A 21,435-nucleotide genomic window follows, 5' to 3' on the forward strand; every position below is an offset into this window, starting at 1 on the left:
GGAAAATTCAAAAGTGGTTATCTGGCTAAAATAGTACCGCTTTGTTTGTAATTTTACTACTCATCCGACCACTTATTTTCATCCGTTTAGTGAATATTTACATTCCGCCTGTAATTAAGTTACATAAAAGTTAACAAGATACTTACCATTAGTTAAATCAGGGTCTTGTCATTTTTATACTTTTTTTACACCCACCCCGCTGATTTTTGCGAAATCTTTGCGCCATAAATCCTACCTTTTGCACAACGACAAAAGTCACCCGGAGGTGAATTGTGAGTGCAGGTCTGATTGCTGGCATCGTGCTGGTGTTCCTGTTGTTGGGCTATCTGATTTATGCCCTGATTAATGCGGAGGCCTTCTGATGGTGGCCCAGGCATTTTTACTGATTGCCAGCTTCCTGCTGGTGCTTTTCTTGCTTGCAAGACCGCTGGGAAGCTGGCTGGCGCGGATGATTAACGGCGGCGCGCTGCCGGTAGTCGGCGGCGTCGAAAACGGGGTATGGCGCATACTGGGCGTGAATACTGAGGAGATGAACTGGCGTCAGTATCTGACGGCGATTTTGCTGCTGAACATCGTCGGGCTGGCGTTCCTGTTCGCGATGCTGATGCTGCAGGGCATCCTGCCGCTGAACCCGCAGCAGCTTCCGGGCCTGTCATGGCATCTGGCACTCAACACCGCGGTCAGTTTTGTCAGCAACACCAACTGGCAGTCCTATGCCGGGGAAACCACCCTGAGCTATTTCAGCCAGATGGTCGGGTTAACGGTGCAGAACTTCCTCTCTGCCGCCAGCGGTATCGCGGTGATCTTCGCCCTGACCCGCGCCTTTGCCCGTCAAAAAATCAACACGCTCGGCAACGCCTGGGTCGATCTCACACGCATCACCCTGTGGGTGCTGCTGCCGATTTCTCTGCTGATTGCCCTGTTCTTTATTCAGCAAGGGACGTTGCAGAATCTCCTGCCCTACTCGTCTTACACTTCGCTTGAAGGGGTGAAACAGATGCTGCCGATGGGTCCGGTGGCGTCGCAAGAGGCGATCAAAATGCTCGGCACCAACGGCGGCGGCTTCTTTAACGCCAACTCCTCGCATCCGTTCGAAAACCCGACCGCGCTGACCAATTTCGTGCAAATGCTGGCGATCTTCCTGATCCCCGCCGCGCTCTGTTTTGCGTTCGGCGATGTGGTGAGCGATCGCCGTCAGGGCCGCACCTTGCTGTGGGCGATGTCGATTATCTTCGTGGTCTGCGCGGCGCTGGTGATATGGGCGGAGTGGCACGGTAACAGCCACTTCCTGCAGCTGGGCGCTGACAGCAGCATCAATATGGAAGGCAAAGAGAGCCGCTTCGGCATTCTCGCCAGCAGCCTGTACGCGGTCGTCACAACGGCGGCCTCCTGCGGGGCGGTGAACGCGATGCACGACTCCTTCACTGCACTGGGCGGGATGATCCCCCTGTGGCTGATGCAGATTGGCGAAGTGGTCTTCGGCGGCGTCGGGTCTGGTCTCTACGGCATGCTGCTGTTCGTTCTGCTGGCGGTGTTTATCGCCGGGCTGATGATTGGCCGCACGCCGGAGTATCTGGGCAAGAAAATCGACGTCCGCGAAATGAAACTGACCGCCCTCGCTCTCCTGGTCACACCGGCTCTGGTGCTGATCGGCACCGCGCTGGCGCTGATGACCGAAGCTGGGCGCAGCGGCATTTTCAACCCTGGCATCCACGGCTTTAGTGAAGTGCTGTACGCCGTCTCGTCTGCAGCCAACAACAACGGCAGCGCCTTTGCCGGGTTGAGCGCCAACTCACCGTTCTGGAACTGCCTGCTGGCGTTCTGCATGTTCTTCGGCCGCTTTGGGGTCATCGTGCCGGTGCTGGCTATCGCCGGGTCGCTGGTGAGCAAAAAGATCCAGCCGACGTCGACCGGGACATTGCCAACCCACGGCGCGCTGTTTATTGGCCTGCTGATTGGCACCATCCTTCTGGTCGGTGCCCTGACCTTTATCCCCGCCCTCGCGTTAGGCCCGGTCGCGGAACATCTTTCTTTACGCTAACAGAGCGGAGATATCAGTCATGAGTCGTAAACAACTGGCCCTCTTAGAACCGGCCTTGGTTCGCCAGGCGTTGATGGATGCGGTAAAAAAACTCAGCCCGCGCGTGCAGTGGCACAACCCGGTGATGTTTATCGTCTGGATTGGCAGCGTGATCACCACTGTGCTGGCCGTCGCCATGAGCACCGGACACCTGACGGGCGATGCCCTCTTTACCGGTGCCATCAGCCTCTGGCTATGGTTTACCGTGCTGTTCGCCAACTTTGCCGAAGCGCTGGCGGAAGGCCGCAGCAAGGCGCAGGCCAACAGCCTGAAAGGGGTCAAAAAGACCGCTTTTGCCCGCAAACTGCGTGAGCCGAAATACGGCGCGCAGATGGATCACGTCCCGGCCGATGAGCTGCGTAAAGGGGACGTGGTGCTGGTGGAAGCCGGTGACATCATCCCCTGCGACGGGGAGGTGATCGAAGGCGGTGCGTCGGTGGACGAAAGTGCCATCACCGGGGAATCTGCCCCGGTGATCCGCGAGTCCGGCGGTGACTTTGCCTCGGTCACGGGCGGGACGCGCATTCTCTCCGACTGGCTGGTGATCCAGTGCAGCGTTAACCCTGGCGAAACCTTCCTCGACCGGATGATCGCCATGGTCGAAGGCGCGCAGCGTCGTAAAACGCCGAACGAAATCGCGCTGACCATTCTGCTGGTAGCCCTGACCATCGTCTTCCTGCTGGCGACCGCCACCCTGTGGCCGTTCTCGGCCTACGGCGGCACGGCGGTGAGCGTCACGGTGCTGGTGGCTCTGCTGGTCTGCCTGATCCCGACGACTATCGGCGGCCTGCTGTCGGCGATTGGCGTGGCCGGGATGAGCCGGATGCTCGGCGCGAACGTCATCGCCACCAGCGGTCGTGCGGTCGAAGCAGCGGGCGACGTGGACGTGCTGCTGCTGGATAAAACCGGGACCATTACGCTGGGCAACCGTCAGGCGTCGGATTTCCTGCCTGCGCCAGGCGTGGATGAGAAAACCCTGGCCGACGCGGCGCAACTCTCGTCGCTGGCCGATGAAACACCGGAAGGCCGCAGCATCGTGATTCTGGCGAAACAGCGCTTTAACCTGCGTCAGCGCGACGTGCAAAGCCTGCACGCTACCTTTGTGCCCTTCACGGCCCAGACGCGGATGAGCGGGATTAACATCCAGGACCGCATGATCCGTAAAGGCTCGGTGGACGCCATTCGTCGCCACATCGAGGCCAACAACGGTCACTTCCCGCCGCAGGTCGATCAGCTGGTGGAAAGCGTGGCGCGCCAGGGGGCTACGCCGCTGGTGGTCGCCGAAGGGGCGAACGTGCTCGGGGTGATCGCCCTGAAAGATATCGTCAAAGGCGGCATCAAAGAGCGTTTTGCCCAGCTGCGTAAAATGGGGATCAAAACGGTGATGATCACCGGGGATAACCGTCTGACCGCCGCAGCCATCGCCGCCGAAGCCGGTGTGGACGATTTCCTCTCGGAAGCGACGCCGGAAGCGAAACTGGCGCTGATCCGTCAGTACCAGGCCGAAGGCCGTCTGGTGGCGATGACCGGGGACGGCACCAACGACGCCCCGGCGCTGGCCCAGGCTGATGTGGCGGTGGCGATGAACTCCGGGACCCAGGCCGCAAAAGAAGCGGGCAACATGGTCGATCTGGACTCTAACCCGACCAAGCTGATCGAGGTGGTGCACATCGGGAAACAGATGCTGATGACCCGCGGCTCGCTCACCACCTTCAGTATCGCCAACGACGTGGCGAAATACTTCGCCATTATTCCGGCGGCGTTTGCGGCCACCTATCCGCAGCTTAACGCCCTGAACGTGATGCACCTGCACTCGCCCGCGTCGGCGATCCTCAGCGCCGTGATTTTCAACGCCCTGATTATCGTCTTCCTGATCCCGCTGGCGCTGAAAGGGGTGAGCTATAAACCGCTGACCGCTGCCGCCATGCTGCGCCGCAACCTGTGGATTTACGGTCTTGGCGGATTGGTGGTGCCTTTTATCGGGATCAAACTTATCGACCTGTTACTGACCCTGTTCGGGCTGGTTTAAGAGAGAAATCAAATGACTATGTTACGTCCCGCTATACTTCTGTTTATTCTGCTCTCCCTGATGACCGGCGGGCTTTACCCGCTGGTGACTACCGCGCTGGGCCAGTGGTGGTTTAAAGATCAGGCCAACGGTTCGCTGATCCTGCAAAACGGCGAGAGTCGCGGTTCGCGCCTGATTGGGCAGAACTTTACCGACGCGGGCTACTTTCAGGGGCGTCCTTCCGCCACCGCCGAAAGCCCGTATAATCCGATGGCATCGGGGGGCAGCAATCTGGCCGGAAGCAATCCTGAGCTGGATAAAGCCGTGAGCGAACGCATCAGCGCCCTGCGCGCCGCCAATCCGCAGGCGAATCCAACGGTGCCGGTTGAGCTGGTCACCGCTTCCGCCAGCGGCCTGGATTACAGCCTGACGCCCGCGGCCGTGGCGTGGCAAATTCCGCGCGTCGCTACCGCACGCGGGCTGACTACCGACCAGGTGAGCAAACTGGTCGCCGAGCACACGCAAAAACCGCTGGTGAGTTTTATTGGGATGCCGGTCGTAAACATTGTTGAGCTGAATATGGCGCTGGACGCGCTAAGGAAAAACTAAATGACCGACGAGCCCCTGCGTCCGAATCCGGACAGGCTGCTTGAACAAACCGTTGAGGCACATCGCGGCAAACTCAAAGTGTTTTTCGGCGCCTGTGCGGGCGTCGGGAAAACCTACGCCATGCTGACGGAAGCGCAGCGTTTACGGGCCCAGGGGCTGGATATTCTGATAGGGGTGGTCGAAACCCATGGGCGCAAAGAGACGGCGGCGCTGCTGGAGGGGCTGGCGACACAGCCCGCCCGCCGCATCAACCATCGCAGCCGCCTGGTGACCGAGTTTGATCTCGACGCCGCCCTCGCCCGCCGCCCGGCGCTGATTCTGATGGACGAACTGGCGCACAGCAACGCGCCAGGCTCGCGCCACCCCAAGCGCTGGCAGGATGTCGAAGAGCTGCTGGAAGCGGGCATCGACGTCTTTACCACCGTTAACGTCCAGCATCTGGAAAGCCTGAACGACGTGGTCAGCGGCGTAACCGGAATTCAGGTGCGCGAAACCGTCCCCGATCCCTTTTTTGATTCCGCCGATGAGGTGGTGCTGGTCGATCTTCCCCCGGACGATCTGCGCCAGCGCCTGCACGAAGGTAAAGTCTATATCGCCGGTCAGGCCGAACGCGCCATCGAGCATTTCTTCCGCAAAGGAAACCTGATCGCCCTGCGCGAGCTGGCCCTGCGCCGCACCGCCGACCGGGTGGACGATCAGATGCGCGCCTGGCGTGACCGTCAGGGGCAGGATCGCGTCTGGCATACCCGCGATTCGATTTTGCTGTGCATCGGGCATAACAGCGGCAACGAAAAGCTGGTCCGCACCGCCGCGCGGCTGGCGGCAAAATTCGGCAGCGCCTGGCATGCGGTTTATGTGGAAACCCCGCACCTGCACGCCCTGCCAGAGAATCAGCGGCGCGCGATCCTCAGCGCCCTGCGCCTTGCCCAGGAGCTGGGGGCGGAAACCGCCACCCTCTCCGATCCGGCCGAAGATAAAGCGATTCTGCGCTACGCCCGGGAGCACAATCTTGGCAAAATCGTCATCGGCCGCCGTCAGAACCGCCGCTGGTTTAGCCGGGAATCTTTTGCCGACAAACTGGCGAAACGCGCGCCGGATCTGGATTTGGTGATTGTCGCCCTCGATGAAAAACCGGCTCCCCTGCCCGGTCGCGCGCCGGACGCGCGCACCTTTGGCGATAAATGGCGCATCCAGCTCAGAGGCTGTCTGGTCGCGACGGTGCTCTGCGCCCTGATCACTATTGTCGCCAGCCAGTGGCTGATTGCCTTTGACGCGGCCAACCTGGTGATGATCTACCTGCTCGGCGTGGTGGTCGTTGCGCTGCTGTACGGGCGCTGGCCGTCGGTGCTCGCCACCGTCATTAACGTCGCCAGCTTTGACCTCTTTTTCATCGCCCCGCGCGGGACGCTGGCCGTCTCGGATGTGCAGTACATTCTGACATTTGCCGTGATGCTCACCGTGGGGCTGGTGATCGGGAATCTCACCGCCGGGGTGCGCTATCAGGCGCGCATCGCCCGCTATCGTGAACAGCGCACGCGTCATCTGTATGAGATGTCGAAATCGCTGGCGGTTGGGCGCACACCGCTGGATATCGTCCAGACCAGCGAGCAGTTTATTCGCTCCACCTTCCAGGCGAACAGCCTGATTTTGCTTCCGGATGAGCACGGCAAACTGCGGCCGTTGACCTCCGCCAACGGCATGACGCCGTGGGATGAAGCCATCGCCCGCTGGAGTTTCGACAAAGGTCTGCCTGCCGGTGCCGGAACCGACACCCTGCCCGGCGTGCCCTATCTGATTCTGCCCCTGCGCAGCGCCGACAAAACGCTCGGGCTGGTGATTGTCGAGCCGTCGAATCTGCGCCAACTGATGATCCCGGAACAGCAGCGTCTGCTCGAAACCTTTACCCTGCTGGTCGCCAGCGCTCTGGAACGTCTGGCGTTGACCACCAGCGAAGAGCAGGCGCGGCTCGCGAGCGAACGCGAAAGCATTCGAAACTCCCTGCTGGCGGCCCTGTCCCACGATCTGCGTACCCCGCTGACGGTGCTGTTTGGCCAGTCGGAGATCCTGACGCTGGATCTGGCGGCGGAGAACTCCCCGCACGCCCCGCAGGCCAGCGAAATTCGCCAGCACGTCCTGAACACCACCCGGCTGGTGAATAATTTGCTCGACATGGCGCGCATTCAGTCCGGCGGGTTTAACCTGAAAAAAGAGTGGCTGACGCTGGAAGAGGTGGTCGGCAGCGCGTTGAAAATGCTCGAACCGGGGCTGGGTGGACGTCATATCACCCTCAATATGCCGGAGCCGCTTACGCTTATTCATGTCGACGGGCCGCTGTTTGAGCGGGTGCTGATCAATCTCCTGGAAAACGCGGCGAAATACGCGGGAGTGAAAGCGGAAATTGGCTTAACGGCGGGCGTCGCCCATCAGGCGCTGCGTCTGGAGGTGTGGGACGACGGGCCGGGCATTCCGGCGGGTCAGGAAGCGGCGATATTTGAGAAGTTTGCGCGCGGGAATAAGGAGTCGGCAATCCCCGGCGTCGGGCTGGGGCTGGCGATCTGCCAGGCGATTGTCGACGTGCACGGCGGGAGCATCACCGCCCACAACCGCCCGGAAGGCGGGGCCTGTTTTTGTGTTACACTTCCGCTGGATGCCCCGCCAGAACTTGATGAATTACCAGAGGATTTGTGATTAACGTCCTGATTGTTGAAGATGAACTCGCCATTAGCCGTTTCCTGCGCGCCGCGCTGGAGGGAGACGGCTTGCGCGTGTATGACGCCGGGACATTACAGCGCGGCCTGATCGAAGCGGCCACCCGCAAACCCGATCTGGTGATCCTCGATTTAGGCCTGCCGGACGGCGACGGTCTCGATTTTATCCGCGAAGTGCGCCAGTGGAGTCAGATGCCGATCATCGTGCTCTCGGCGCGCGCCGAAGAGACGGACAAGATTGCGGCGCTGGACGCCGGGGCCGATGACTATCTCAGCAAACCCTTTGGGATAGGCGAACTTCAGGCGCGACTGCGCGTGGCCCTGCGCCGCCACAGCGCCACGACCCCGTCCGATCCGGTGTATACCTTTTCCGATATTCAGGTCGACCTGCCCGCGCGCCGCATTTTGCGCGGCACGGAAGAGATCCACCTCACTCCGATTGAGTTTCGCCTGCTGGCGGTACTGCTCAACAACCACGGCAAAGTGCTGACGCAGCGCCAGCTGCTGAACCAGGTCTGGGGACCAAATGCCGTCGAGCATAGTCACTATTTACGCATATATATGGGCCACCTTCGTCAAAAATTAGAGATGGACCCCGCACGCCCCCGCCATTTATTAACTGAAACCGGTATCGGTTATCGCTTTATGCTTTGAATATTTATTCAGAATTAACTCAACTCAAATAATATACTCTCCTTTTACGCGTTCATTTATTAAGTCGCTCCTGGTATATGATCGCCTTAAAATAAATAAACACACCTAAAATACATTGCATTAACATTATTAATACAAAGCAGCGTTATGCACTGCGCTATTCACGCAAAACGAATATTTATTTCTGATTTGATCGGTTATTGGTGATCTTCTTCACGGTTTACCGCCCTTTCCTGGATAAAATGGCCGTGCTTTCAATTACTGAAAGGAAAAATACTCATGGAAAACAATAATCGTTTAATGCCTCATATCAGGCGAACAACGCATATTATGATGTTCGCCCACCGCAACAGCTTTGATTTTCATTTCTTCAACGCCCGGTAGTCCTTCGACCCAGGGCGCGTCTGCTTACAGGTTATCCTGAAAAATCCTGACTTACAGGCACTTGCCTGTGGGCGCTGCGCTCCTTTTCCTTAAATCCTGTCTATTCCGTCACCGGACGGCCTGGGATTTAACTCATCTAAAAGCAATGAACTGATTTTTTATCAGCGGCCCCTCTTTGCTTTTTTTTCCGGAATATTTCGATTTCATTTTTATACGAAGTCGAAGGACAAATATTGCCTAAAATAAAGAGATAAATATGAACATGCTAAAAATCGCTGCCAGCCGTGCCTGCCCGGACTGCTTTACCACCACACGCGAAATGATTGACGTTGGCGCCACCGATTATATTGATGTCGCTGCCGTGGTTCTGGCTGTGGGCGATATTTTCAATGGCACCATTGAAGAAATAGAAGCCACCGGATTTGGTATTCCGGTCTTTATTGCCACCTACAAAGAAGAGATCGTTCCGGCTGAATATTTATCCCGCATTCACGGGGTATTTGAGTGCAACGACACCAGCAACGACTTCTACGGACGTCAGCTCGAAGCCGCCGCGTTGAAGTATGAAACTCAGCTGCGCCCGCCGTTCTTCCGCGCGCTGGTGGATTACGTCAAACAGGGCAACAGCGCCTTTGACTGCCCGGGGCATCAGGGCGGACAGTTCTTCCGCCGTCACCCTGCCGGGAACCAGTTCGTCGATTTCTTCGGCGAGACGCTGTTCCGCTCCGATCTGTGTAATGCCGACGTGGCGATGGGCGATCTGCTGATCCACGAAGGCGCGCCCTGCACCGCGCAAAAACATGCGGCGAAAGTGTTTAACGCCGACAAAACCTACTTCGTACTGAACGGGACCTCATCGTCAAATAAAGTGGTGCTGAATGCTCTGCTGACGCCGGGCGATCTGGTGCTGTTTGACCGTAACAACCATAAATCCAACCACCACGGCGCACTGCTGCAGGCGGGAGCGACGCCGGTTTATCTGGAAACCGCGCGCAACCCGTACGGATTTATCGGCGGGATTGACGCTCACTGCTTCGAAGAGAACTATCTGCGTGAACTGGTGGCGGAAGTGGCACCGGGCAGGATGCGCGATCAGCGCCCGTTCCGCCTGGCGGTGATCCAGCTCGGCACTTACGACGGCACTATCTACAACGCCCGTCAGGTGGTCGATAAGATTGGTCATCTGTGCGACTACATTCTGTTCGACTCCGCGTGGGTCGGCTACGAGCAGTTTATTCCGATGATGGCGGATTGCTCCCCGCTGCTGCTGGAGCTGAACGAGAACGATCCGGGGATTCTGGTCACCCAGTCGGTGCATAAACAGCAGGCCGGTTTCTCCCAGACTTCGCAGATCCATAAAAAAGACAGCCACATCAAAGGTCAGCAGCGCTATGTTCCGCATAAACGCCTCAACAACGCGTTCATGATGCACGCCTCCACCAGCCCGTTCTATCCGCTGTTTGCCGCGCTGGACATCAACGCCCGCATGCACGAGGGGCAAAGTGGCCGCAACATGTGGATGGACTGCGTGGTGAACGGCATCGAAGCCCGGAAGCTGATCCTGCAAAACTGCCAGTTTATCCGCCCGTTTGTGCCGGATATGGTCGATGGCAAACCGTGGGAAAGCTGGCCGACGGCGGAGATCTCTTCCGATCTGCGCTTCTTCCACTTCGTGCCGGGCGAGAACTGGCATGCGTTTGAAGGCTACGCCGAGCATCAGTATTTTATCGATCCGTGCAAACTTCTGCTGACAACGCCGGGCATCAACGCCCGCACCGGTGAGTACGAAGATTTTGGCGTCCCGGCGACCATTCTCGCCAACTTCCTGCGCGAAAACGGCATCGTCCCGGAGAAATGCGACCTCAACTCGATCCTGTTCCTGCTGACGCCTGCCGAAGATATGGGCAAGTTGCAGCAGCTGATCGCCCAACTGGTTCGTTTCGAGAAGCTGCTGGAAACCGACGCGCCGCTGAAAGAGGTGCTGCCGTCAATCTACAAACAGCATCCTGAGCGCTACGCCGATTACTCCCTGCGCCAGATTTGCCAGGAGATGCACAACCTCTACGCACGCCACAACGTGAAACAGCTGCAAAAAGAGATGTTCCGCAAGGCGCACTTCCCGACGGTGAAAATGAATCCACAGGAGGCGAACTACGCCTATCTGCGCGGCGAAGTCGAGCTGGTTTCCCTGCGTGATGCGGAAGGCCGAATTGCGGCGGAAGGCGCACTCCCTTACCCACCGGGCGTGCTGTGCGTGGTTCCGGGTGAAGTCTGGGGCGATGCGGTGCTGCGCTATTTCACCGCGCTGGAAGAAGGAATCAACCTTCTGCCGGGCTTTGCGCCTGAGCTGCAGGGCGTGTACGTCGAAGAGTGCGACGGGCGCAAACAGGTTCGTTGCTACGTGATTAAGCAGCCAGCCGCTCGGCCTGCGCTGCTGAAAGGGGAAACATTATGAGTAAGAAATCCAACAAGATGGGCGTGGTGCAGCTCACCGTCTTGACCATGGTGAATATGATGGGCTCGGGCATCATCATGCTGCCGACCAAACTCGCGGAAGTGGGGACGATCTCGATTATCTCCTGGCTGGTGACGGCGGTGGGTTCGATGGCGCTAGCGTGGGCTTTCGCCAAATGCGGGATGTTCAGCCGTAAGTCTGGCGGCATGGGCGGTTATGCAGAGTACGCCTTCGGCAAGTCGGGCAACTTTATGGCTAACTACACCTACGGCGTGTCGCTGCTCATCGCCAACGTAGCGATTGCGATTTCGGCGGTGGGGTACGGCACGGAGCTGTTCGGCGTGGCGCTGAGTCCGGTGCAAATCGGGCTGGCGACCATCGGCGTGCTGTGGCTCTGTACGGTGGCCAACTTTGGCGGCGCGCGCATCACCGGGCAGATCAGCAGCGTGACCGTCTGGGGCGTGATTATTCCGGTCGTGGGTCTGTGCATTATCGGCTGGTTCTGGTTTAGCCCGACGCTGTACGCCAACTCCTGGAACCCGCACCACGTGCCGTTCTTTGCGGCGGTCGGTTCGTCTATCGCCATGACGCTGTGGGCTTTCCTGGGTCTTGAATCGGCGTGTGCTAACGCCGAAGTGGTGGAAAACCCGGAACGCAACGTGCCGATCGCGGTACTGGGCGGGACGCTGGGGGCGGCGGTGATTTACATCGTCTCCACCAACGTGATCGCCGGGATTGTGCCGAACATGGATCTGGCGAACTCGACGGCGCCGTTTGGTCTGGCGTTTGCGCAGATGTTCACCCCGGAAGTCGGGAAAGTGATCATGGGCCTGATGGTGATGTCCTGCTGCGGTTCGTTGCTCGGCTGGCAGTTCACCATTGCGCAGGTGTTTAAATCTTCTGCGGACTCCGGTTATTTCCCGAAAATCTTCTCGCGTGTCAGCAAGTCCGAGGCACCGATTCAGGGGATGCTGGCGATTGTGATTTTCCAGAGCGGCCTGTCGCTGATGACCATTAGCCCGTCGCTGAACAGCCAGTTCAACGTGCTGGTGAACCTGGCGGTGGTGACCAACATCATTCCGTATATTCTGTCGATGGCGGCACTGGTGATTATTCAGAAGATGGCGAACGTCGATCCGCGTAAAGCTAAGATCGCGAATTTCGTGGCGCTGGTTGGGGCGATTTATAGCTTCTATGCCCTCTACTCTTCCGGGCAGGAAGCGATGCTGTACGGCGCGATGGTGACCTTTATGGGCTGGACGCTGTACGGTCTGGTGTCACCGCGGTTTGAGTTGAAGAATAAGCACAGCTGAAAAAAAGCCCGGTGGCGCTGACGCTTACCGGGCCTACGAGGTAAAAGCAAAACGGCAACCCGAGGGTTGCCGTTTTTAATGTTTTCGCCCTCTCCCAAAGGGAGAGGGTTGGGGTGAGGGCATCAGACCGCAGAGCAGTTTTGTAGGCCGGGTAAGGCGCAGCCGCCACCCGGCAAACAGACCGCAGAGTTACGCGTTCTTCAACACTTCACTCACAATCTCTACCGCTTCTTTCTCAATCAGCTTACGGTGTTCGTCGCCGAGGAAGCTTTCGCAGTAAATTTTGTACGCATCTTCCGTACCGGATGGACGTGCGGCAAACCAGCCGTTTTCGGTCATCACTTTCAGACCACCGATAGACGCCCCATTACCCGGTGCCGCCGTCAGACGCGCGGTGATCGGGTCACCCGCCAGCGTATCCGCGCTCACCATCTCTGGAGAGAGCTTAGACAGCGCTGCTTTCTGCGCGGAAGTCGCTCCCGCCTGAATACGGTTGTAGCTCGGCGCACCAAAGCGAGCGGCCAGCTCGTTGTAATGCTCCTGCGGGTTCTTACCTGTGACCGCGGTGATTTCCGCCGCCAGCAGGCACATAATGATCCCGTCTTTATCTGTCGACCACGGCGTACCGTCGAAACGCAGGAAGGACGCGCCCGCGCTCTCCTCGCCGCCGAAGCCGAAGCTACCGTCATGCAGACCGTCAACAAACCATTTGAAGCCCACCGGCACTTCTACCAGCTTGCGGCCCAGATCGTTCACCACGCGGTCAATCATCGCGGAAGAGACCAGCGTTTTACCGACGGCGACCTCTTTGCCCCACTGTGGACGATGCTGGAACAGATAGTTAATCGCAACGGCCAGATAGTGGTTCGGATTCATCAGGCCCGCAGGGGTGACGATCCCGTGGCGGTCGTAATCCGGGTCGTTGGCAAACGCCAGATCGAACTTATCGCGCAGAGCCAGAAGACCAGCCATCGCACACTCGGAGGAGCAGTCCATACGGATCGCGCCATCTTTGTCGAGGTGCATAAAGCGGAAGGTCTGATCGACCTGATCGTTCACGATGGTCAGATCCAGCTTGTAGAATTCGGCAATGCGCTTCCAGTATTCGATCCCGGAACCGCCGAGCGGATCGACGCCCAGCTTCAGGCCCGCTTTCTGAATCGCGGCGATATCGACGATATCCGCCAGCCCTTCAATAAACGGCTGCACCAGATCCAGCTCTTTCACGTGGCCGGAGGCCATGGCCTTATCCAGCGAAATACGCTTCACGCCGTTCAGGCCAGCAGCCAGCAGCGCGTTGGCGCGGTCTTCGACCACTTTGGTGACGTTGGTATCAGCCGGGCCACCGTTTGGCGGATTGTACTTGATACCACCGTCGTCTGGCGGGTTGTGCGACGGGGTGATGACGATACCGTCCGCCTGCGCGCCGCCTTTTTTGTTGTGCACCAGAATGGCGTTCGAAACCGCAGGGGTCGGCGTAAAGCCGTTATCTTCCTGGACGATCACGTCAACGCCGTTCGCGGCCAGCACTTCCAGCACGGAAATGAACGCCGGTTCGGACAGGGCGTGGGTGTCTTTCCCGACATAGCACGGACCGGTCACGCCATTTTTCGCGCGCTCTTCCGCGATGGCCTGGGCAATGGCCAGAATATGCGGTTCGTTAAAGCTATGGCGCGCCGCGCTGCCGCGGTGGCCAGACGTACCAAACTTCACTGCGTGTTCTGCGTTGCCCACTTCCGGCTTCAGCACGTAGTACTGCGCGGTGAGTTGAGCGACGTTAATCAAATCGCTTTGTTGTGCAGGCTGACCCGCACGTTCGTGATTTGCCATTGCCTGGTCCTTCCTGTGCAAGGGTTAAATGGTACCGCAAACCTTTTCAATCAATTCCGCCGGGAATTGCATCGACTGCATGATGTGTTCGACCATGCTGCATTTGCGTCCGGTGTTGGTATTGGTGATCACCCAGTACGGCGTACCAGGGACATGTTTAGGTTTGGTTTGATTGCCGTTGGCAAGCAGCGTCTGCTCGTCGCCCGCGAAGTAGACGCGGGTACGGCCATGAAGCGAATCAGTGGCTTCGGCAAACGCTTTGTTATCCAGTGAATAGAGTGTAGACAGCACCAGCATAAAGCGGTTAACCGCTTTCTTCTGCTCGGCGTATTCGTCGGAAAGCAGCAGTTCACGCATGGCGCGGACTTTGTCTTTCACCGGGGCGACTGTTTTGACTTCAACAGCAGCGCTCAGCTGACGAACCTCTTTAGAAACCGGAGTTGCAGGCTGTGAGGCGGCGGAAAATTTCAGCATACGCCGTAAAATGTCGGACGCACTCTCGCCAATATGTCGCGTGTGGCTGGCAATATACTGATAGAGCTCATCATCAACTTCGATTGTTTTCATCTTAATCCAGTGCAATATCTTATCTGAATACAAGTCGTTGGGATTATAAGGGCTAATCCCAACCGCGGATAGGGTCAAGCCAGGCTTGCGGCAAAAGTCAGATTAAACTGGAACCTTGCAGCCGGGCGGCAGAATGGTCAACATAATACCCTAACCTGACATACGTAAAAAAAGAACTTTGCCATGAAATTGAATAGCCGAGCGCAATCTGCACAATCGCCGAACAATAATTCTCCCATCGTACTGGTTCATGGCCTGTTTGGCAGCCTCGATAATCTGGGCGTGCTGGCCCGCGATCTGGTGGCCGACCACGATATCCTGCAGGTGGATATGCGCAACCACGGGCTTTCCGAGCGCAGCCCGGAGATGACTTATAGCGCGATGGCGCAGGATCTGCTGGATACCCTCGATGCCAACCATATCGAGAAAGCCACGCTGATTGGCCATTCCATGGGCGGCAAAGCGGTCATGGCTCTGACGGCGCTGGCCCCGGAGCGTATCGACCATTTGGTGGTGATTGATGTCGCCCCGGTGGATTACGACGTGCGCCGTCATGACGAAATCTTTGCGGCGATCAACGCCGTGACCGAGGCGGGCGTTTCCACGCGCCAGCAGGCAGCGGCGGTGATGCGCGAACATCTGGATGAAGAAGGCGTAGTGCAGTTTCTGCTGAAATCCTTCGTCGATGGCGGATGGCGTTTTAACGTGCCGGTGCTGTGGGATCAATATTCCCATATTGTCGGCTGGGACAACGTCCCGGCCTGGCCGCACCCTACCCTGTTTATTCGCGGCGGGAATTCCCCGTACGTCACCGACGCCTGTCGCGATGAGCTGCTGGCGCAATTCCCCCAGGCGCGTGCGCATGTGGTAGCCGGAGCCGGACACTGGGTTCACGCCGAAAAACCGGAAGCCGTGCTGCGGGCAATTCGTCGTTATCTCTCTGATAATGCGATTTGATTAAAAAGCTAGCGACCGGTTGCCTGCGGGTCACCAGTCGTTGGCGTGCAGGTTGACGTCATGTATGATGTCGCGCTCATCGCCCCGGCAATAGCAGGGCTGCTTGTTTTCCCCCGAAGTCTCTGAATCATGGCCAAAGAACAAACGGACCGCACGACATTAGATCTGTTCGCGACTGAACGTCGACCGGGACGACCAAAAACCAATCCGCTTTCGCGTGATGAACAGTTGCGCATCAATAAGCGCAATCAGCTAAAACGCGACAAGAGTCGTGGGCTTAAACGCGTCGAGCTAAAACTCAACGCGGAAGCGGCTGACGCCTTAAGTGAACTGGCCGACGCCCGCGAAATCAGCCGAAGCGAGCTGATTGAAGAGATGCTGATGGCGCAACTTCAGGCATGGCGCAGCACCAGGTGATCGTTTGAAAATCCACTCATTTGTCCCTTTCATGTAGCACAGAGTGCAGTCCCGCGTGATAGCTGTTTCCGCAGACTTCCCTGTTCTGCTATGATTGCCCTTATCCGTGGACAAATTGCGCCACCATACCATTAAGTTTCAAGAGGTTATTTTACTCATGGCAATCATCGGCATTTTTTTCGGCAGCGATACCGGTAATACCGAAAACATCGCAAAAAACATTCAAAAACAGCTTGGTAAAGACGTTGCCGACGTGCATGACATTGCTAAGAGCAGTAAAGAAGATCTCGAAGGCTACGATATTCTGCTGCTCGGCATCCCAACCTGGTACTACGGCGAAGCGCAGTGTGACTGGGATGATTTCTTCCCGACGCTGGAAGAAGTCGATTTCAACGGCAAGCTTGTGGCCCTCTTCGGCTGCGGCGACCAGGAAGACTACGCGGAATACTTCTGTGATGCGCTGGGCACCATCCGCGACATCATTGAGCCACGCGGCGCCGCGATCGTCGGCCACTGGCCAACGGCGGGCTATCATTTCGAAGCCTCTAAAGGCCTGGCGGATGACGACCACTTTGTTGGCCTCGCTATCGACGAAGACCGTCAGCCAGAGCTGACCGCAGAGCGCGTCGATAAGTGGGTGAAACAGATCCGCGAAGAACTGCACCTCGACGACATTCTGAACGCCTGATCAAATCTGTGAGGTGTAGCGTTATACGCTATGCCTCATTGATAGATAATTCCAATCAAAATAATTGCTACAAATTTTTAACTTTTGCGTTCATACCTGTACAATGTCCCAGGGTTATAGTGGATGCCATCGAACAAGTTTGTTGGTGATACCACGTTTTTATAAGCATACTTTGCTTGAGACTTGCGGTTTTCATTTAGACATGGCAGTTCTATAATGAGACGCATTATCCCAACTGCATTTTCTGTCACTTCTTAAGGAAGTGAATCGTTTAGCAACAGGACAGATTCCGCATGACTGACAACAATACCGCATTAAAGAAGGCTGGCCTGAAAGTGACGCTTCCTCGTTTAAAAATCCTGGAAGTTCTGCAAGGGCCGGACAACCATCACGTCAGTGCGGAAGACTTATACAAGCGTCTGATCGACATGGGCGAAGAGATTGGGCTGGCGACCGTATACCGCGTTCTGAACCAGTTCGATGACGCCGGCATTGTCACCCGTCATAATTTTGAAGGCGGTAAATCCGTTTTTGAACTGACGCAGCAGCATCACCACGATCACCTGATTTGCCTCGACTGCGGCAAGGTGATTGAGTTTAGCGATGACTCTATCGAAGCACGTCAGCGTGAGATTGCCACCCGACATGGCATCCGTCTGACCAACCATAGCCTGTATCTTTATGGTCACTGTGCTGAAGGCGATTGCCGCGAAAATGAGCACGCACACGATACAAAATAATTCTGCTTCATACTCTGAGCCAACCTGACGGTTGGCTTTTTTTTGCCTGCAATAAATGCAAAAACGCCCGGCGCGCTCTCGCTGCCGGGCGTTAATGAACGCGGATTACTGCGCGTTGTTGTTGCGAATTTCCTGCCAGAGCTGGCCGCAATCGGCTTTCACCGCTTCGCCATTCCCCGTTTTACGTGCCTGGATACAGGCCTGGTAATCCATCACGCGAACATTCTCTTGCGTCGCAAACTGCTCATGCGCCTTTTCTTTCTTCAGTACCGTCAGCACGCTCTGGCAAGCCTGGATTTTCTCCGGCGAGCCTTCCGCGGTGTTGATACAGGTGCTGTAAGCCTCTTTGAGACGTGAATCTTCTTTCGGTGCCTGAGGCTGCGCACAGGCAACCAGGCCCGATGCCAGTACCGCCACCACTACAATTTTCTTCAACATGTTGGTCTCCATTCCGGCGGGTGTGACCCCGCCAGGCAGTTCATCAGAAGATGGTGAATGGTGCGATAACCATGAATTTCACGTCACGTTCATCCTGGAAGATGTTGCCGTAACCGCCTGCGTAGCTTGGGATATCAGAGTGGTTGTCATACTGCGTGAAGTGCAGTTTGAACATGGTGCCTTTCGCGCGACCGTCCTGCAGGGTGTACATCGCATCCAGGCTGTAAGCGGACTCTTTCAGGCGATAGTTTGGATCGTAGTAAGCGTCTGGCGTAGCCATGTCGCCCGGCTTCGCGTCCCATGCGTAGGCGTAAGATGCGCCCACTGCCCAGCCCGGCAGATTCCAGTTTTTCAGGTCATACATCGCGCCGAAGAAGAGCGCTTTTTCGCCGTCGGCGTTGAAGTCTGAACGGTTATCCCACCAGATATCCAGACGACCGTTGGAAGAGGCGTAGGTTGGTGTCATACGCTGCAGGAAGTAGCCCTGCTGCCCTTCGGCTTTGACGTAAGTTCCTTCGAGGCGTAAATCCACCTGACCGATTTTGTAGCCGAAGGTCAACGCCTGCAGCCATGCGGTGCCGTCATACAGATCGTTTACGCTGCCATCGCTGACTTTATCGCGCGTACCGTAGAACTGATAGCTGGTGGTCAGCGGGCCGCCAACGATATCGAATTTGTAGCTGGCTTTGGCGAAATACTGATCGACGTAACCTTCCGCCTGACCAAACGCTGCTTCCAGCACGAGGTCGTTTTTGAAGTCGTATTTCGCGCCGAGAGAGTGCAGATACTCCACGCGGGTCTTTTTATCGTTCTGGTAGAACTTGTCCATCTCGATGTGCCACGGCGCTTTGTACTCGTTGGTCCACATGTAGGAGAAGCTCAACGCACCCGCATCGCCGTAGTCAAAGTTCGCCCCGGCTTCCGCGCCCTGGTAAGTACCCGGCATGAAGCTCCAGTGCGGGGCTAACAGGGTCTGACCGGTTGGCTGAATGTAACCACCGCGCGCCCATACTGGACCGTATTTGAATTTTGCCGCCGCTTTATACAAGCTGATACCGCTCTTGTCGCCAGACCAGTCTTCTTTGTACGCTTTGTTGCTGGAGGAGAACGCGATTTCGTTCGGATGTGCGCTATCGCCGTTTTCCGCCATTTCGATGGCCGTGAAAGCAGCAATATCCAGGCCGAACATATCAGCCGCATAACCGGACTGGAAATCCAGGTTGGCGTTCCAGGTGGAGTGAGAAAGGTTAACTTTGTATTTGTCGCCGTCGGTGACGTCTTTACGGTCACGTTCACGCTGCCAGTAATAGATACCGCCCGTGAGTGTCGAATCATCGATAAAGCCTGCTGCCTGAGCCTGCGGAGCTGCAATAAAGCCCGACATTGCTGTCACACCGGCGATAGCCAGCGCCAGCGCACTACGTTTGCCACTGAACGTACGCATAGATTGTTCCTCTTTGACGAATAAAAGCGCCTTAAACGGCGAAAAATCTAAAAGACCAAATGGTCAGGGGTAGTCTGTAATACCCTCGAATTAACTACCGCCTTTAGACTATTTTTCGCGACGCGAATTATCAATGCTTTTCAGTGGGCAAAACGCAGGATTATGACGAAGTGCACATAATTGGTAGTGATTTGTAACACATCACCTGCGACAAGGCTTAAGCGGAAAAATATGGTTAAATTCAGGGAGTAATGAAATTTGATAGCGCTTACATACTTTAATTTGGCTTATTCCGTATTACAGGAAACTTTATTAAAAAAAATAAGTAGCAGCTCATTGACGTGTTATTTTGCGGTTAAAAAATGGCACGAAAAGTAAAAGCATGATCGATAAGCAAAAAAAACGCCGCGTTGCGCGGCGTTTGTCTCTCATTGACCAGGCTTACTCGCCAATTTTGGCCCAGGTGTCACGCAGACCGACGGTACGGTTAAATACCAGTTTGGTAGCGGTTGCATAACGGCTGTCAAGACAGAAGTAACCTTCACGCTCGAACTGATATGCTTTACCTGCTTCGGCCGTTTTCAGGGAAGGTTCTGCATAACCCTGTTTGATGACCAATGATTCCTGGTTGATGGTCGCCAGGAAATCTTCTGCCGCGCCCGGGTTCGGAATGCTGAACAGACGATCGTACAGACGAATTTCAACTGGCAGCGCGTGTGCTGCGCTCACCCAGTGGATCACGCCTTTCACTTTGCGTCCGTCCGCCGGATCCTTGCTCAGGGTCTCGGCGTCGTAAGTACAGAAGATAGTCGTGATGTTGCCTTCGGCGTCTTTCTCAACGCGCTCAGCTTTGATCACGTACGCATTGCGCAGGCGAACTTCTTTGCCCAGCACCAGACGCTTGTACTGCTTGTTCGCTTCTTCGCGGAAGTCAGCACGGTCGATCCATATTTCGGCGCTGAACGGCACTTCACGGCTGCCCATTTCCGGTTTGCTCGGATGGTTCGGCATGGTGACCTGCTCGCTCTCGCCCTGCGGGTAGTTTTCGATGACCAGTTTAACCGGATCGATAACCGCCATCGCGCGCGGTGCGTTTTCGTTCAGATCTTCGCGAATGCAGGATTCCAGAGACGCCATCTCAATGGTGTTGTCCTGCTTGGTCACGCCGATACGCTTGATGAATTCGCGAATAGAGGCCGCAGTGTAGCCACGACGACGCAGACCGGAGATGGTCGGCATACGTGGGTCATCCCAGCCTTCTACGTGCTTGTCTGTTACCAGCAGGTTCAGCTTACGCTTGGACATCACGGTGTATTCCAGATTCAGGCGAGAGAACTCGTACTGACGCGGATGCACAGGGATGGTGATGTTATCCAGCACCCAGTCGTACAGACGACGGTTGTCCTGGAACTCCAGCGTACACAGGGAGTGCGTAATGCCTTCCAGCGCATCACTGATGCAGTGGGTGAAGTCGTACATCGGGTAGATGCACCACTTGTTGCCGGTCTGGTGGTGCTCGGCAAATTTAATGCGATACAGCACCGGGTCGCGCATCACGATGAACGGCGACGCCATATCGATTTTGGCACGCAGACAGGCTTTGCCCTCTTCGAAGCCACCGGCACGCATTTTTTCGAACAGCGCGAGGTTCTCTTCGACGCTGCGATCGCGGAACGGGCTGTTTTTACCCGGTGCCGTCAGCGAGCCACGGTATTCGCGGATTTCGTCAGCAGACAGCTCGTCAACGTAGGCCAGGCCTTTGTTGATAAGCTCTACGGCGTAGGCGTGCAGCTGATCGAAATAGTCAGAGGAGTAGCAGATATCGCCAGACCAGGTGAAGCCTAACCATTGCACGTCGTTCTTGATGGACTCAACGTATTCGATGTCTTCTTTAACTGGGTTGGTGTCATCGAAACGCAGGTTGCATTGGCCCTGGTAGTCTTGCGCGATGCCGAAGTTCAGGCAGATCGATTTCGCATGACCGATATGCAGGTAGCCGTTTGGCTCCGGCGGGAAACGGGTATGAACTGTGGTGTGCTTACCACTGGCCAGATCTTCATCGATGATCTGGCGAATAAAGTTACTCGGGCGGGCTTCAGCCTCACTCATCGTGGATTCCTCAAAGCGTCAACAACGTATAACG

The 21,435-nt window shown here is 56.5% G+C and carries 18 protein-coding genes; 13 read left to right on the forward strand and 5 right to left on the reverse strand.

Annotated features, from left to right (window positions below):
• Nucleotides 1–272 precede the first annotated feature (272 nt).
• The 9 genes from kdpF to potE all read left to right on the forward strand — a co-directional run bounded on the left by kdpF (nt 273) and on the right by potE (nt 12,211).
• Nucleotides 273–362, forward strand: coding sequence for a K(+)-transporting ATPase subunit F (gene kdpF, locus AC3WS9_RS15420; protein ID WP_003858638.1), 90 nt, complete (start codon nt 273–275; stop codon nt 360–362).
• Complete coding sequence (gene kdpA / locus AC3WS9_RS15425) at nt 362–2,041, forward strand: potassium-transporting ATPase subunit KdpA (protein ID WP_492489174.1); 1,680 nt, start codon at nt 362–364, stop codon at nt 2,039–2,041. The genes kdpF and kdpA overlap by 1 nt, the downstream gene beginning before the upstream one ends.
• Before the next feature lie 19 nt (nt 2,042–2,060).
• A complete protein-coding gene (gene kdpB, locus AC3WS9_RS15430) occupies nt 2,061–4,109 on the forward strand; it encodes a potassium-transporting ATPase subunit KdpB (RefSeq protein ID WP_285146600.1) in 2,049 nt (682 codons plus the stop codon).
• A gap of 12 nt (nt 4,110–4,121) precedes the next feature.
• Entirely contained in the window at nt 4,122–4,697 is a 576-nt protein-coding gene (gene kdpC, locus AC3WS9_RS15435) for a potassium-transporting ATPase subunit KdpC (RefSeq protein ID WP_492489176.1), read from the forward strand.
• Nucleotides 4,698–7,385, forward strand: coding sequence for a two-component system sensor histidine kinase KdpD (gene kdpD, locus AC3WS9_RS15440; protein ID WP_492489178.1), 2,688 nt, complete (start codon nt 4,698–4,700; stop codon nt 7,383–7,385).
• Nucleotides 7,382–8,059, forward strand: a complete 678-nt coding sequence (gene kdpE / locus AC3WS9_RS15445) for a two-component system response regulator KdpE (protein WP_282494117.1) — start codon at nt 7,382–7,384, stop codon at nt 8,057–8,059. Before kdpD ends, kdpE begins: the two co-directional genes overlap by 4 nt.
• Nucleotides 8,060–8,338: 279 nt before the next feature.
• Complete coding sequence (gene speFL, locus AC3WS9_RS15450) at nt 8,339–8,443, forward strand: leader peptide SpeFL (RefSeq protein ID WP_106875989.1); 105 nt, start codon at nt 8,339–8,341, stop codon at nt 8,441–8,443.
• A 256-nt stretch (nt 8,444–8,699) separates the two neighbouring features.
• Nucleotides 8,700–10,898, forward strand: a complete 2,199-nt coding sequence (gene speF, locus AC3WS9_RS15455; protein WP_492489181.1) for an ornithine decarboxylase SpeF — start codon at nt 8,700–8,702, stop codon at nt 10,896–10,898.
• On the forward strand, nt 10,892–12,211 hold the full coding sequence (potE, locus tag AC3WS9_RS15460) for a putrescine-ornithine antiporter (protein ID WP_282494142.1): 1,320 nt from the start codon (nt 10,892–10,894) through the stop codon (nt 12,209–12,211). The genes speF and potE overlap by 7 nt, the downstream gene beginning before the upstream one ends.
• Before the next feature lie 189 nt (nt 12,212–12,400).
• On the opposite strand, the gene pgm is transcribed toward potE, so the two are convergent.
• Together pgm and seqA are read right to left on the reverse strand one after the other, a co-directional pair.
• Nucleotides 12,401–14,041 carry a phosphoglucomutase (alpha-D-glucose-1,6-bisphosphate-dependent) gene (gene pgm / locus AC3WS9_RS15465; RefSeq protein ID WP_492489182.1) on the reverse strand — a complete coding sequence of 547 codons (1,641 nt, stop codon included), beginning with the start codon at nt 14,039–14,041 and terminating at the stop codon, nt 12,401–12,403.
• Nucleotides 14,042–14,065: 24 nt separating this feature from the next.
• Nucleotides 14,066–14,608 carry a replication initiation negative regulator SeqA gene (gene seqA, locus AC3WS9_RS15470; RefSeq protein ID WP_492489184.1) on the reverse strand — a complete coding sequence of 181 codons (543 nt, stop codon included), beginning with the start codon at nt 14,606–14,608 and terminating at the stop codon, nt 14,066–14,068.
• Between the two features lie 183 nt (nt 14,609–14,791).
• Here seqA and ybfF point away from each other — a divergent pair, with 183 nt between their 5' ends.
• The 4 genes from ybfF to fur all read left to right on the forward strand — a co-directional run bounded on the left by ybfF (nt 14,792) and on the right by fur (nt 17,410).
• Nucleotides 14,792–15,565, forward strand: a complete 774-nt coding sequence (gene ybfF / locus AC3WS9_RS15475) for an esterase (RefSeq protein ID WP_492489186.1) — start codon at nt 14,792–14,794, stop codon at nt 15,563–15,565.
• 129 nt (nt 15,566–15,694) lie between these two features.
• A complete protein-coding gene (gene ybfE, locus AC3WS9_RS15480; protein ID WP_102104162.1) occupies nt 15,695–15,982 on the forward strand; it encodes a LexA regulated protein in 288 nt (95 codons plus the stop codon).
• Between the two features lie 157 nt (nt 15,983–16,139).
• Nucleotides 16,140–16,670, forward strand: coding sequence for a flavodoxin FldA (gene fldA, locus AC3WS9_RS15485; RefSeq protein ID WP_059178645.1), 531 nt, complete (start codon nt 16,140–16,142; stop codon nt 16,668–16,670).
• Nucleotides 16,671–16,963: 293 nt separating this feature from the next.
• Complete coding sequence (fur, locus tag AC3WS9_RS15490; RefSeq protein ID WP_064325325.1) at nt 16,964–17,410, forward strand: ferric iron uptake transcriptional regulator; 447 nt, start codon at nt 16,964–16,966, stop codon at nt 17,408–17,410.
• A gap of 105 nt (nt 17,411–17,515) precedes the next feature.
• Here the strand turns inward: fur and chiQ are convergent, their stop codons facing one another.
• The 3 genes from chiQ to glnS form a co-directional block, all read right to left on the reverse strand.
• Nucleotides 17,516–17,845: a ChiQ/YbfN family lipoprotein gene (chiQ, locus tag AC3WS9_RS15495; protein ID WP_492490341.1), complete on the reverse strand. Its 330-nt coding sequence runs from the start codon at nt 17,843–17,845 to the stop codon at nt 17,516–17,518.
• 46 nt (nt 17,846–17,891) lie between these two features.
• Nucleotides 17,892–19,292, reverse strand: a complete 1,401-nt coding sequence (gene chiP / locus AC3WS9_RS15500; RefSeq protein ID WP_285153503.1) for a chitoporin ChiP — start codon at nt 19,290–19,292, stop codon at nt 17,892–17,894.
• A 441-nt stretch (nt 19,293–19,733) separates the two neighbouring features.
• Nucleotides 19,734–21,401: a glutamine--tRNA ligase gene (gene glnS / locus AC3WS9_RS15505; RefSeq protein WP_285148752.1), complete on the reverse strand. Its 1,668-nt coding sequence runs from the start codon at nt 21,399–21,401 to the stop codon at nt 19,734–19,736.
• Nucleotides 21,402–21,435 lie beyond the last annotated feature (34 nt).

It is taken from the genome of Lelliottia sp. EB106-05-01-XG201, from assembly GCF_058791735.1.

What these genes read in the sequence shown, in the direction of transcription:
- kdpA (WP_492489174.1), top strand. Translation starts at nt 362, where the DNA reads ATGGTGGCCCAGGCATTTTTACTGATTGCCAGCTTCCTGCTGGTGCTT.
- kdpB (WP_285146600.1), top strand. Translation starts at nt 2,061, where the DNA reads ATGAGTCGTAAACAACTGGCCCTCTTAGAACCGGCCTTGGTTCGCCAG.
- kdpC (WP_492489176.1), top strand. Translation starts at nt 4,122, where the DNA reads ATGACTATGTTACGTCCCGCTATACTTCTGTTTATTCTGCTCTCCCTG.
- kdpD (WP_492489178.1), top strand. Translation starts at nt 4,698, where the DNA reads ATGACCGACGAGCCCCTGCGTCCGAATCCGGACAGGCTGCTTGAACAA.
- speFL (WP_106875989.1), top strand. Translation starts at nt 8,339, where the DNA reads ATGGAAAACAATAATCGTTTAATGCCTCATATCAGGCGAACAACGCAT.
- speF (WP_492489181.1), top strand. Translation starts at nt 8,700, where the DNA reads ATGAACATGCTAAAAATCGCTGCCAGCCGTGCCTGCCCGGACTGCTTT.
- pgm (WP_492489182.1), bottom strand. Translation starts at nt 14,041, where the DNA reads ATGGCAAATCACGAACGTGCGGGTCAGCCTGCACAACAAAGCGATTTG.
- seqA (WP_492489184.1), bottom strand. Translation starts at nt 14,608, where the DNA reads ATGAAAACAATCGAAGTTGATGATGAGCTCTATCAGTATATTGCCAGC.
- ybfF (WP_492489186.1), top strand. Translation starts at nt 14,792, where the DNA reads ATGAAATTGAATAGCCGAGCGCAATCTGCACAATCGCCGAACAATAAT.
- ybfE (WP_102104162.1), top strand. Translation starts at nt 15,695, where the DNA reads ATGGCCAAAGAACAAACGGACCGCACGACATTAGATCTGTTCGCGACT.
- fldA (WP_059178645.1), top strand. Translation starts at nt 16,140, where the DNA reads ATGGCAATCATCGGCATTTTTTTCGGCAGCGATACCGGTAATACCGAA.
- fur (WP_064325325.1), top strand. Translation starts at nt 16,964, where the DNA reads ATGACTGACAACAATACCGCATTAAAGAAGGCTGGCCTGAAAGTGACG.
- chiP (WP_285153503.1), bottom strand. Translation starts at nt 19,292, where the DNA reads ATGCGTACGTTCAGTGGCAAACGTAGTGCGCTGGCGCTGGCTATCGCC.
- glnS (WP_285148752.1), bottom strand. Translation starts at nt 21,401, where the DNA reads ATGAGTGAGGCTGAAGCCCGCCCGAGTAACTTTATTCGCCAGATCATC.